Here is a 12092-nt window from a genome sequence, read left to right as displayed (position 1 = left end):
TGCCGGGTATGCCGCGAGGCTTGAATGCAGGTTTTCGGCAAATTTCGGAACAATGATTCCAGCAGGCAGTTACCTCAGGGTCATCCAAGATGAAAATCCAAGGAGGATATCCCATGCCTAGATCCCTTATTGCCGCTTCGCTGCTCGCGATCGGCATGGCGTCGTCGGCTTTTGCCCAGTCTAACCCGAGTCCGATCGGGCCAACGAATGGCGGCTCGACCGACCCCGGTTCCGGCACCTATTCATCCGATTACACCAATGATGACAACGGCATCCGCCCAGTGCCTGTCTCGCCGGTCGATCCGACGACGACACAGAGTATCGGCAGACCGCAGACGATGGAATGCCCCGGCATGCCGCAACAGAGGTCCGGCGTCGATACGCGCGGCGGCCAGAGCGGCGCATCGATCAGCGAAGCCTGCCGCGAATACGACAACTAAGCGACAGACTGCCGCTCTCAAAAAAGGCCGGTTCACGCCGGCCTTTTTTTATATCGCGAGGGCGACGAAAAGCTTTTTCCGCCGGATAAACTTTTGATCCGCACGTTCCGTCCATCTGTAGCAGTTGAAAAGAACACGCGCGGGGACGGGCTCTTGGCAAAGAACGCGGAATTGTAGCTGAAGGGCACGCTCCGCCAGGCGTCCGGCGTCTCCGCCTGAAGTCAGCGTCCGGCTGCCCCGCCCGGTTGCAGACGCGGCGGAATGGCATGGCAGCGCCGCACGCGCCGCGCAACGGACCCTGTAACATTTTGAACTGCTAAATCTGTTCCGATTTCAGGAATTATGCGGTAGCTTTCGATGTAATGGCCGGGGGAGCGGCCGCGCATATCAACACGGGTGCGCCGTCCTTCCCAACCGGTAAGAAAATGCTGGAGGAGAAGAGATGAGCAAGGCGCAGGATTGGAACCTGCTGGCTCGTGACGCGGTGACGTTGACGGGGGAAAACATATCTCGTCTGGTGAAGGGGCTGCCCTTCAAGGCGAAACTGGCGTTGCGCGGACTTCTGCGCATGCAGCACGGTTCGCTTGCCGTCACCCTTCCCGACGGCCGCAGACTGCTGATCGAGGGCAAGCAGCCCGGGCCGAAGGCGGCGCTCAGCCTCAACAATTGGAACCTTGCCTATCGGGCGCTGACGAGCGGCACGATAGGGGTCGCCGAAACCTATATGGACGGCGATTGGGACAGCCCCGACATCACCGCCTTCCTTGAACTCTTCCTCGTCAACGGCGAGGCCGCGCACAGCTATGCGCACGGTAAGGGCGGCGTCGGCCGCCTCTTCGAGCGCGTCCGCCATTGGATGAACGCCAATACCAAAACGGGCTCGAAGCGCAACATTTCCGCTCACTACGATCTCGGCAACGACTTCTACAGGGAATGGCTCGATCCGAGCATGACCTATTCCTCGGCACTCTATTCGACCGGTGCCAACGATCTGCAATCGGCCCAGAACGCCAAATACCGGGCGCTTGCCGAGGCGACCGGCATCGGGCCTGGCGATCATGTGCTGGAGATCGGCTGCGGCTGGGGCGGTTTTGCCGAATTCGCCGCAAGTGAGCTGAACTGCAAGGTGACGGGGCTGACGATCAGCCGCGAGCAGCTCGCCTTTGCCGAGGAGCGCATTCACAAGGCCGGCCTCGATGACCGCGTGGAATTCCGCTTCCAGGACTACCGCGATGAAACAGGGCTCTACGACCGGATCGTCTCGATCGAGATGTTCGAAGCGGTCGGCGAGAGGTACTGGCCATCCTATTTCTCCAAGCTCAGGCAATGTCTGAAGCCGGGCGGCAAGGCCGGCCTGCAGATCATCACCATCCGGCCGGAAGCCTTCGACCAGTATCGCAGCAACCCCGATTTCATCCAGAAATATGTCTTTCCCGGCGGCATGCTGCCGACGCGCAACCATCTGGCCGAACTTGCCGGCAAGGTCGATCTGTCGCTGGTCAAGGACATCGGCTTCGGGCTCGACTACGCCCGCACGCTCGCCGAATGGCGCGAACGTTTCTGGTCGGTCTGGGAACGCATCCGCCCGATGGGCTTCGACGAACGTTTCAAGCGGCTCTGGGAATTCTATCTGTTCTATTGCGAGGCCGGCTTCCGTGCCCGCAATATCGATGTGCGCCAGGTCGTGTTCTCGCGCCGTTGATCATTCCGCCGCATGCGGTGTCACCGGGTGGCGACCTGCCGATGGCGGCCGCTCCCGCCAGCCGGTCACGCGGTTCACCAGCGCGAAATAAAGGCTATAGGGGAGCAGGCGCGCGAGCTTCAGCATGGTGGTGAAGCGCTTCGGAAACGTGATCTCGAAGGCTTGCGATTTCAACCCGGCGGCAATCTCCTGGGCGGCCTCCTCTACCGACACCAGAGCCGGCGTCGGAAAGGCATTCTTCCTCGTCGCCGGCGTATCGACGAAGCCCGGGCTGACGAGCTGGATGCGGATGCCCATCTTGTCGAGATCGAATTTCAGGCTTTCGGCCATATTGATCAGCGCCGCCTTGGTGGCGCCATAGGCAGCTCCCGTCGGCAGGCCGCCATAGCCGGTGACGGAGGAAACAATGGCGATTTGTCCCTGGCCTTTCGCCTTCATATGGCGGATCGCCGGCAACAGACAGTTGACGACGCCGGAGAGGTTGACGGCGAAGCTCTTCTCGAAATCGGTGCGGTTCAGATCCTCGGCATGAACAGGCAGGTAGACGCCGGCATTGAGGATCGCCATGGCGAGCGTGCCGTGCTCATATTCGATGGAAGCCATGACATGTTCCATGTCCTCGGCATCAGTGACGTCGCCGTCGAGCACAATGATACTGCCCGAGAGGCCATTGGCTTCGGCTTGCAGTTCGACCAGCTTTTCGTGGCTTCTGGCCGTGACGGCGACCTTGTATCCTTCGCCGGCGAGCCTCAGTGCAAGTGCCCGGCCGATGCCTGAACTCGCACCCGAAATCCAGACGATTCCATGTTCGGGATGGGCAATGAAATCACGCATAACATGTTCCTCCGGGCTGCCTGATCAATGCGAAAACAGGTCCGGAAGTTCCTCAACCCCTCCGGATTTACGGCTCTATCACACTATTGTGGCTGCTTTCAGCCGATCAGGTCGCCGATCATCTGGCGGAAGGATCCGGTGAGCTTGACCGGTCCGTCCGAGACGGCAAAGGCGATGCAAGGCCTGTCCTTTTCGGCGACCGGCCGGTGGTCGACCGTCTCGTCGGCAATGGAGATGTCGCCGGGGCCGAAACGGCCGCGTTCATCGTTGAAGGCGCCGTCGAGAATGAGGATCAGTTCCATGCCTTTGTGAGTGTGCGCCGGCAAGGCGCGGCCCGGCCGGATCCACATCAGGCTGACCTCGCAGCCGTCCATGTCGAGCGAATATTCCCTAAAACCGGGCAACCGCCGGCGCCAGGGCACATCCTCAGCCTCGAAGCCCAAGAGAGAGCGCAACGCCTGCGGAAACAGCGCGTTTTTCGGTCGCGCCGCCGTCTGTGGCGCTGGGACGGGAGAAGCAGAGGAAAAGATCGCCGCAAGCCGCCCGTCGCGATCGGCAATGGCGACTTCAGGCGCGCTTTCCAGAGCTTCGCCTGCCAGCAGCTCGAGGCTGTTCACCAGGCTGCGATTGGCCGGTTTCATTTCGAGATGAGACTGCACCAGCACACGCGCCGGCTCGGGCAAGGAGCCGGCAACATAATGCGCCATCAATGCATCGATCGTGTCGATCTGCTCGTGAACCATGTCGGTTTCGGTCACGCCCTGTTGCCGCGCTCCGTTTTCGCTTTGTCGTCATCCGTACGGGGAAAGTCAATCTTCGGATCACCCCTCACACGGCGGGATTGCGGGCCATGCGTCATTTCAGGGAGAGGAAAGCAAATTTTATCGTGTCCGACGGAGGCGTGGAATAGCATTTCTTGCCAACTCAGCCTTGTGAAGGGAAAAGACCGTTCCTAAAGTAAGAGTTCGAATAGAGGCAGATTCCATGACCTTCCACCCCTCCGTCCTCGAAGCCATCGGCAACACGCCCCTGATCAAACTCAAGGGCGCCTCAGAGATGACCGGCTGCACCATTCTCGGCAAGGCGGAGTTCCTGAACCCCGGCCAGTCGGTCAAGGATCGCGCCGCGCTCTACATCATCCGCGACGCAGAGCAGAAGGGACTGCTTCGTCCGGGCGGCGTCATCGTCGAGGGAACGGCCGGCAATACCGGCATCGGGCTGACGCTGGTCGCCAAGGCGCTCGGTTATCGCACCGTCATAGTCATCCCGGAAACGCAGAGCCAGGAAAAGAAGGACGCGCTGAAGCTGCTCGGCGCCGAACTCGTCGAAGTGCCCGCCGTTCCCTACAAGAACCCGAACAATTACGTGAAGGTATCCGGGCGGCTGGCAGAGCAGCTGGCGAAGACCGAGCCGAACGGGGCGATCTGGGCAAACCAGTTCGACAACGTCGCCAACCGCCAGGCACATGTCGAAACGACGGCAAAAGAAATCTGGCAAGACACCGACGGCAAGGTCGACGGCTTTGTCTGCTCGGTCGGCTCCGGCGGCACGCTGGCAGGCGTCGCCGCCGGCCTCAAGGCTTTCAAGGCAGACGTCAAGATCGGCATCGCCGATCCCGACGGCGCCGCACTCTATGAATTCTACCAGAACGGCGCACTGAAATCCGAGGGGTCCTCGATCACCGAGGGCATCGGCCAGGGCCGCATCACTGCCAATCTCGAGGGCTTCACGCCTGACTATGCCTATCGGATCCCCGATGCCGAAGCGCTTCCCTATCTCTTCGACCTCGTCGAGAACGAGGGCCTCTGCCTCGGCGGATCGACAGCGATCAACATTGCCGGCGCGGTCAACCTCGCCCGGGATCTCGGGCCTGGTCACACGGTGGTGACGATCCTCTGCGATTACGGCAACCGCTATCAGTCGAAGCTCTTCAACCCGGATTTCCTGACGTCGAAGGGTCTGCCCGTTCCGGGCTGGATGGCCAAGTCGCCCGATATCCGCGTTCCCTACGAGCCTGTGTGAGACGCCATGCCTGTCAATGCCCTTTATCGTGACGACTTCTATCTCTCGACGTGCGAGGCGGTCGTCACCGCCGTTCACGAAGACGGGGGCATCGAACTGGACCAGACCTGTTTCTATGCCACATCAGGCGGCCAGCCCGGAGACACCGGAGAGCTCGAGCGCGCTGACGGCAGCAAGATCGCGCTCGGCCAGACGAAGCATGGTCCGAGCAAGGATGTCATCATCCACGTGCCGCTCGACGGTGCGCCGCGACCAGCGGTCGGCGAGACGCTGGTGCTGCATGTCGACTGGCCGCGCCGCTACAGGCTGATGCGCATGCACACGGCCTGCCACCTGCTTTCCGTCGTCTGCTCCTATCCGATTACCGGGGCTGCCGTCGGCGAGGAGGAAAGCCGCGTCGACTTCGACATGATCGAGACGATCGACAAGGACCAGGTAACGGCCAAGCTGATGGAACTCGTCGGCCAGAACCATCCGGTCACCCTGCAATGGATCACCGATGAGGAACTTGCGGCCAATCCCGACATCGTCAAATCGAAGAACGTGCGCCCGCCGATGGGGCTCGGGCGCGTCAGCCTCGTCTGCATCGGCGAGAACTCCTCGATTGACAGCCAGCCCTGCGGCGGCACACATGTCTCCGAGACTCAGGAAGTCGGGCAGATCCATATCGCCAAGATCGAGAAGAAGGGCAAGGAAAACCGCCGCTTCCGCATCCGCTTCGGCACGCCCGGCGACGAAGCCTGACCATCAAGGGAGACCATCATGAGTGAGACCAAGAGCCGTTTCGTCGTTTCGGCCGACTGGCTGCAGTCCGAGCTCGGCAAAGCTGATCTGCGGGTGCTGGACGCCTCCTTCTATCTGCCGGCGCAGAAGCGCGATGCCGATGCCGAATATGCGGCCGGCCATATTCCCGGCGCCATCCGCTTCGACCAGGACAAGATCGCCGACCGTTCGACATCGCTGCCGCACACGATCCCCTCGCCCGATTATTTCGCCACTGAGGCCGGCCGGCTCGGCATCAGCGAGAATGATCGGATCGTCGTCTATGACGGCATCGGCCTGTTCGCCTCGCCGCGCGTCTGGTGGCTGTTCCGGGTGATGGGCGCGAAAAATGTCTTCGTGCTCGATGGCGGTCTCGACGGCTGGAAGGCCGAGGGCCGTCCGCTTGAAACCGAAGCGCCCAATCCTGCGCCGGCGACCTTCACGCCGAACTTCGACGCGAGCCGCGTGGTGACGCTCGATACGATGCGCGACATCGTCTCCAGCGGTGCGATGCAGATTGCCGATGCCCGCAGCGCCGGCCGCTTTGCCGCCGTCGAGCCCGAGCCGCGCGCCGGCATGCGTTCCGGCCATATGCCGGGCGCCCGCAGCCTGCCCTCCGGCGTCTTCGCCAGCCAGGGCCGTTTCAAGTCGCTGCCCGAACTCAGGCAGACGATCGAGGATGCCGGCATCGATCTTTCAAAGCCTGTCGTCACCTCCTGCGGCTCGGGAATCACCGCCGCGATCATCACGCTGGCGCTGGAATCGCTCGGTCATCACGACAACAAGCTTTATGACGGCTCGTGGAGCGAATGGGGCAGCCGTGACGATACACCCATCGTCACCGGTCCGCCGACGCCGGTCAAAGTCTGATCGCCATGGGAAAGGCACCCGCTTCGCTGAAAGCTCACATCACCCGGCTCGAAATGACGGCGCCGCCAAAGGCAAGCATGCCGGTGCCCGTCAATATTCAGACGGCGATCATGCGCGCTCCCGAGATCCCATTGCCGTTCTACCGCTATCTCTACCGGCAGGTGGGCGCGCGCTGGCAATGGGTGGACCGGTTGCGCATGAGCGACGAGCAGCTTGCCGAGACGCTGAACGACAAGCGCAACAATATCAGCGTTCTCTACGTGAACGGCGCGCCCGCCGGCTTCTACGAATATTTCTGCGAAGACGAGGATATGATCGAGCTCAGCCATTTCGGCCTGATCGAACATGCGCTCGGTCTCGGCATCGGCAAATGGTTCCTGCTGCAGGCGCTCTATGCCATCTGGTCACTCAATCCGAAGCGGGTGACCACCACCACCAACAATCTCGACCACCCGCGTGCGCTGCAGCTCTACCAGATGTATGGTTTTTCCCCCGTCTCGACCGGCACCGGCATCGTCCGGCCGCTCAGCGACAAGGAGCTTCTGGAGCTTGCGCGGAAAAGCTGACAACTTCTTTCCCTACGTAAGTGGAGCTAACTAACGTTGCGTCAGGCTGTTCGGGCGGCGCGGATCGTTGCGGCGCTCGAAATCGAGTGTGCGGCCCGACTGTTCCTTCAGTTCCGTCACTTCCCGGCGCAGAGCCCTGAGCTCTTCCAGTATTTCTGCATTCTGTTGCGCCAGCAGCGCGAGATCGACGTCGGCCAAGGGTTTCTCCTTTCGCTTTATAGAGTGCGGACAAAAGGTACTCCGCTTTTTCCTCTCCGGCGATCTCATATCCAGATGCAGGCAAGAATCGGGTGGCTTGCCCGCTCGTCCAGGTGCATTTCATGGCAATACAAAGGAGATCTATCATGACCGCCATTCGTTTTGTTGCCATGCCGACGACCGACGCCGAACACCTCTGGAATGGCGGCCGCGACGCCTATGACAGGCTGCCCGAGACGATCGTTTCCGATGGTCCCGGTCATCCCTGCCGCCATTGCCTCGAAAATATCGATCCGGGCGAGGCGTTGCTGGTCTTCGCTTACCGGCCCTTCCCCGATCTGCAGCCCTATGCCGAAACCGGCCCGGTCTTCCTGCACAAGCAGCCTTGTGTACGCTATACCGCCGAAGAGATCATGCCGCCGGTGCTGACGACGAGCCGTGACTTCATCGTCCGCGGCTATAACGAAAATGACCGCATCGTCTACGGCACCGGCGCGGTGACTGCTATCGGCGATATTCCAGCCTATGGCGAAGAGCTGCTGGGACGATCTGATATCGCCTATGTGCATGTGCGCTCCGCGCGCAACAACTGCTTCCAATGCCGGATCGACAAGGTAAAGGCGCCGGCCCCGGTGGGGACCAGCGCCTAACCTAGAGTAAGCTACTACGCGACGTTCAGCACGCTTTCCGGCGCGAAGGCCTCGTAACCCAGCGCGTCGGCGACCGGCTTGCTGGTGATGCGGCCCTTGTGAACGTTGAGGCCGTTCCTCAGATGCTTGTCTTCGGCGATAGCGCGCAGGCCGCGATCGGCAAGCGCCAGGCCATGAACCAATGTGGCATTGTTCAGCGCGTGCGCCGAGGTGACCGGCACGGCGCCCGGCATGTTGGCAACGCAATAATGCACGACGCCGTCGACTTCATAGGTCGGATCGGAATGGGTCGTCGCGTGCGAGGTCTCGAAGCAGCCGCCCTGGTCGATGGCGACGTCGACGATGACGGAGCCCTTCTTCATGCCGGACAGCATCTCGCGGGTGACGAGCTTCGGAGCGGCAGCGCCCGGGATCAGCACGGCGCCGATAATGAGATCGGCCGAGAAGACTTCCTCCTCCAGCGCCTGGATGCTGGAATAACGCGTGTGGATGCGGCCTGCGAAGATATCGTCGAGCTGGCGCAGACGCGGCAGCGACTTGTCGAGGATGCTGACATCGGCGCCAAGGCCGGCGGCCATCCTGGCCGCATGCAGGCCGACGACGCCGCCGCCGATGACCGCGACCTTGGCGGGCAGCACGCCGGGCACGCCGCCGAGCAGGACGCCGAGGCCGCCATTGGCCTTCTGCAGCGCGGTCGCTCCCGCCTGGATCGACAGGCGTCCGGCGACCTCCGACATCGGCGCCAACAGCGGCAGGCCGCCGCGTTCGTCGGTCACCGTCTCATAGGCGATCGCGGTGACGCCCGAGGCGATGAGACCCTTGGTCTGTTCGGGATCCGGCGCCAGATGCAGATAGGTATAGAGAAGCTGGCCGTCACGGAGCTGCGCCCATTCGGCGGGCTGCGGCTCCTTTACCTTGACGATCATGTCGCACTTTTCGAAGATATCCTTGGCGGAGGCGGCGATCTTGGCGCCGGCCGCGGCGTAGGCGGCATCATCAGCGCCGATGCCGACGCCTGCCTTGGTCTCTACCCAGACCTCGTGGCCGTGGGCAACATATTCGCGCACCGAAGCCGGCGTCATGCCGACGCGATATTCATGATTCTTGATTTCCTTCGGGCAACCGACACGCATGCGCGTTCCTCTCATTTTATCTCCGCGGCCGCGGATTTTTTCAGACGAGGAATCCAACCATCAAGGCAGTGAAATGTCCTTGCAAAGACGATTTGCGAAGACGCGATTTTTCGGCGATTATTGCGCTTCTTCTATTTTTCTTCGAAGGTTCTTCGAATGGCCGATCTCGATACTATCGATCTTGCGATTCTCCGGGCATTGCAGGCCAATGCCCGCATCACCAATGCCGAGCTTGCCGAAAGGATCGGATTGTCGCCTTCGGCCTGTTCGCGCCGGCTCGACATCTTGGAAAGAAGCGGCGTCATCGGCGGCTACCATGCGCGGCTTTCACACAAGGCGCTCGATTACAAGATGATCGCCATCGTGCATATCTCGCTCTCCGGCCAGTTCGCCAAGACGCTGGCGGAATTCGAGGCAGCGGTGAAGCTCTGCCCGAACGTGCTCGTCTGCTACCTGATGTCGGGCGAATACGACTATATCCTCAGGGTCGCAGCCCGCGACCTCGAGGACTATGAGCGGATCCACCGCGACTGGCTGTCGGCCCTGCCCCACGTCGTCAAGATCAATTCGAGCTTCGCGCTCAGAGAAATCATCGACAAGCCGAATGTCGGCCTTTGAGGCCTTGCATCTTAGCCGAAAGCCTGCCCAGACTTTCGTCGCGCGCAAGCGCTTCCCCACTACAGCGCCGCGCGTCTTTTCAGACGCGCAGAGGACGCTGTAACACTTTGGACTTCTGCATAATTTCACCCTTAAATCGGAATCGATTAAGGGTGAAATTATGCAGTAACGGCAAATCATGACATCGAAGACCCAAGGCTATATTTTCGCGCTGCTGGCGATCACCATTTTCTCCCTGCAGGATGCCATCTCGAAACATCTGGCGACGGCCTATCCGCCAATCTTCGTGACGATGATCCGCTACTGGGCCTTCGCGTTTTTCACGATCATCCTCGCTTCGAAGATGCGCGGCGGCATCAAGGCGACGGCCCGCACCAAACGCCCTCTCCTGCAGGTAACCCGCGGCGTGCTGCTTGCCGTCCAGGTAGTTCTGGCCATCACCTGCTTTGCAATGATCGGCCTTGCCCGTTCACAGGCGATCTTTTCCGCGACGCCGATCCTGATCGCGCTGCTGGCGATGCCGATCCTCGGCGAGCGGGTCGGGTGGCGGCGGTGGGCAGCGATCGGCGCCGGACTTTTCGGGGTGCTGCTGATCCTCAAGCCGGAAGGCGAATTTTTCGACGTGAAGCTGCTTCTCGCCGTCATTTCCTGCTTCAATTTCGCCTTCTACGTCATCGCCACCCGTCTGGTCAGCCGCGACGATTCATCGATGACCAGCTTTTTCTATACCGGCGTCGTCGGCGGCGTCACGATGACGCTCATCGGACCGTTCTACTGGAGCTGGATGTCGCCGGGTGACTGGGGTTGGATGGCGCTCGTCTGCGTCACCAGCATTTCCAGCCATTATTTCCTGATCCGCGCCTATGATATTCTCGATGCCGCCGCCGTGCAGCCGCTGACCTATCTGTCACTGGTCTACGCCTCGGTCATCGGCATGGCGGTCTATGACGAAACGCTCAGTCTCAACACGATCATCGGTTCGATCATCGTGGTTGCCGCCGGCATTTTCACGGTCTGGCGCGAGCATGTGGTCGGAAGCAGGGCCACTGCCGCCAATTGATGTTTCACTGCAATTTTAGCTAAGCCCCTAAAACCATTTCAATTTTCCGGCGCTATGCTCCTTCGCTATACCAAGGGAGACAGTATGACCCGCAACTTGAAAATCACGGCCCGGAAGACCGATCGGAAACACTGCCGCGTTTTCGGCCATGTCAAATACCTGAACAGCCAGGTGGATGCCCGCATCCTCGACCTATCGCCGACTGGCGCCGCCCTGGAGATGAAGGGGCCGCTCCATGCCGCCTCTGGCAGCAAGGTGCGCATTGAGGCCGAAAACCTCGGGCTGCTCGAAGGCGTCATCCGCTGGAAGCACAATGGCCGCGTCGGCATCCAGTTCGACGTGAATTCGAATGCGCGGGCGCAGATTTCCTCCTATTTCCGCTTTTTCCATAAGGAGGTACGGCCGGTGCTGGCGTACGCCAGCTGGCCAAAGCCAGCGCCAATAGCGACCGGATGCCTCATTTGGCAACGTCGACGCTGAAATCGTAAGGCTGCACGGCCTTTGCGCCGAATGACCGGCTGAGATCGTTCCAGTAGCTGCGGTTGACGTTGACGTCGAGGGTGACCGAGCCTTGCGTCTGCGGCAGCCTGGCGCCGAGATCCCTGACGTTGACCGTGGCGGTATTGGCGTTGGCGCCGGACAGCAGGATCGTTTCCGTGCCGAGCGGCACGTTGACCGCGCCGGGCGCCTGGCTGCTGGAGAGCGGCTCGCTTGATATTATCTGGCCGTCTCCGCCGAGGAACTTGATATCGCAGGTCTGGCATTCGCCCTGCGTCCAGCCGGGATTGACCTTCAATTCGACCCGCGGCGGCAGGGAGCGAGTGCCGTCCTGAGCATGGGCGACGCCGACGATGCCGAACAAGCTGGCGGCCGAGCTGACCTCGATCGGCCGCGGGTTGGCTGCACTGCCCTGTGCAGCGGCCATGATGAGAGCCGGTGCGCCGATGCCAAGAAGAAGCGCCTTCTGCAACTGCTGTTCGCGATAGATCAGCGCGATAGCGCCGCCGATAATGAAGAAGACGACGATGGCGGCAAGCGCGCAGGCAACCGAGATCCAAGGGTTTGCCGTCGTCGTCAGCCATTTCTCGACATCGCCGCTGTAGAGCGCCTGCGCCTTGTCGACCAGACTGGGGGCGATGCCTCCGAAACCTCCGACCAAAGCGATAACGACCTTGTTCATAATCCCATCTCCCCAATGGTTCCAGCCGCCGCCACTGTACCATAAATTGTATTTCAC

Annotated in this window: 14 protein-coding genes and 1 pseudogene; 10 read left to right on the top strand and 5 right to left on the bottom strand. The window is 61.1% G+C overall.

The window, feature by feature from the left end; all coding sequences use genetic code 11:
* The first annotated feature begins 113 nt into the window (after positions 1-113).
* Positions 114-440, top strand: coding sequence for a hypothetical protein (locus tag OIU37_RS00760; protein ID WP_182211425.1), 327 nt, complete (start codon positions 114-116; stop codon positions 438-440).
* Between the two features lie 442 nt (positions 441-882).
* Entirely contained in the window at positions 883-2142 is a 1260-nt protein-coding gene (locus OIU37_RS00755; RefSeq protein WP_180695348.1) for a cyclopropane-fatty-acyl-phospholipid synthase family protein, read from the top strand.
* Here OIU37_RS00755 and OIU37_RS00750 read toward each other — a convergent pair whose 3' ends face one another.
* Both OIU37_RS00750 and OIU37_RS00745 read right to left on the bottom strand, forming a co-directional pair.
* Positions 2143-2976, bottom strand: coding sequence for an SDR family NAD(P)-dependent oxidoreductase (locus OIU37_RS00750; RefSeq protein ID WP_180695349.1), 834 nt, complete (start codon positions 2974-2976; stop codon positions 2143-2145).
* Positions 2977-3074: 98 nt separating this feature from the next.
* Positions 3075-3734: a ChrR family anti-sigma-E factor gene (locus tag OIU37_RS00745; protein ID WP_180695350.1), complete on the bottom strand. Its 660-nt coding sequence runs from the start codon at positions 3732-3734 to the stop codon at positions 3075-3077.
* A gap of 226 nt (positions 3735-3960) precedes the next feature.
* Between OIU37_RS00745 and OIU37_RS00740 the strand changes: the two genes are divergently transcribed.
* Genes OIU37_RS00740 through OIU37_RS00725 form a run of 4 tightly spaced genes read left to right on the top strand, consistent with a single transcriptional unit; the run spans position 3961 to position 7196 of the window.
* Entirely contained in the window at positions 3961-4998 is a 1038-nt protein-coding gene (locus tag OIU37_RS00740) for a cysteine synthase A (protein WP_182211427.1), read from the top strand.
* A gap of 6 nt (positions 4999-5004) precedes the next feature.
* Positions 5005-5742 carry an alanyl-tRNA editing protein gene (locus OIU37_RS00735; RefSeq protein ID WP_182211429.1) on the top strand — a complete coding sequence of 246 codons (738 nt, stop codon included), beginning with the start codon at positions 5005-5007 and terminating at the stop codon, positions 5740-5742.
* Between the two features lie 18 nt (positions 5743-5760).
* Complete coding sequence (sseA, locus tag OIU37_RS00730) at positions 5761-6630, top strand: 3-mercaptopyruvate sulfurtransferase (protein ID WP_182211431.1); 870 nt, start codon at positions 5761-5763, stop codon at positions 6628-6630.
* Positions 6631-6635: 5 nt separating this feature from the next.
* Positions 6636-7196 carry a GNAT family N-acetyltransferase gene (locus OIU37_RS00725; protein ID WP_017960121.1) on the top strand — a complete coding sequence of 187 codons (561 nt, stop codon included), beginning with the start codon at positions 6636-6638 and terminating at the stop codon, positions 7194-7196.
* 30 nt (positions 7197-7226) lie between these two features.
* Here OIU37_RS00725 and OIU37_RS00720 read toward each other — a convergent pair whose 3' ends face one another.
* The gene (locus OIU37_RS00720) at positions 7227-7463 is read right to left on the bottom strand and encodes a hypothetical protein (RefSeq protein ID WP_319004688.1); all 237 of its coding nucleotides are present in this window, start codon (positions 7461-7463) and stop codon (positions 7227-7229) included.
* Between the two features lie 77 nt (positions 7464-7540).
* Between OIU37_RS00720 and OIU37_RS00715 the strand changes: the two genes are divergently transcribed.
* The gene (locus OIU37_RS00715) at positions 7541-8044 is read left to right on the top strand and encodes a DUF1203 domain-containing protein (RefSeq protein ID WP_182211434.1); all 504 of its coding nucleotides are present in this window, start codon (positions 7541-7543) and stop codon (positions 8042-8044) included.
* A 14-nt stretch (positions 8045-8058) separates the two neighbouring features.
* Here the strand turns inward: OIU37_RS00715 and ald are convergent, their stop codons facing one another.
* Positions 8059-9177, bottom strand: a complete 1119-nt coding sequence (ald, locus tag OIU37_RS00710) for an alanine dehydrogenase (RefSeq protein WP_182211460.1) — start codon at positions 9175-9177, stop codon at positions 8059-8061.
* Between the two features lie 156 nt (positions 9178-9333).
* Between ald and OIU37_RS00705 the strand changes: the two genes are divergently transcribed.
* From OIU37_RS00705 to OIU37_RS00695, 3 genes and pseudogenes are all read left to right on the top strand, one after another.
* On the top strand, positions 9334-9795 hold the full coding sequence (locus OIU37_RS00705; protein WP_003538804.1) for an Lrp/AsnC family transcriptional regulator: 462 nt from the start codon (positions 9334-9336) through the stop codon (positions 9793-9795).
* A 178-nt stretch (positions 9796-9973) separates the two neighbouring features.
* Positions 9974-10855: a DMT family transporter gene (locus tag OIU37_RS00700; protein ID WP_264255073.1), complete on the top strand. Its 882-nt coding sequence runs from the start codon at positions 9974-9976 to the stop codon at positions 10853-10855.
* A gap of 84 nt (positions 10856-10939) precedes the next feature.
* Positions 10940-11343: pseudogene (locus OIU37_RS00695) on the top strand (PilZ domain-containing protein).
* Here the strand turns inward: OIU37_RS00695 and OIU37_RS00690 are convergent.
* Complete coding sequence (locus tag OIU37_RS00690) at positions 11313-12035, bottom strand: hypothetical protein (RefSeq protein ID WP_003538796.1); 723 nt, start codon at positions 12033-12035, stop codon at positions 11313-11315. The pseudogene OIU37_RS00695 and the gene OIU37_RS00690 sit on opposite strands and share 31 nt — an antisense overlap.
* Positions 12036-12092 lie beyond the last annotated feature (57 nt).

This window comes from Rhizobium sp. BT-226 (assembly GCF_025847085.2).
GTDB classification, from domain to species: domain Bacteria; phylum Pseudomonadota; class Alphaproteobacteria; order Rhizobiales; family Rhizobiaceae; genus Rhizobium; species Rhizobium sophorae.
Note: the sequence above shows the minus strand (reverse complement) of the source record. Positions and strands in the feature narration are given on the sequence as shown.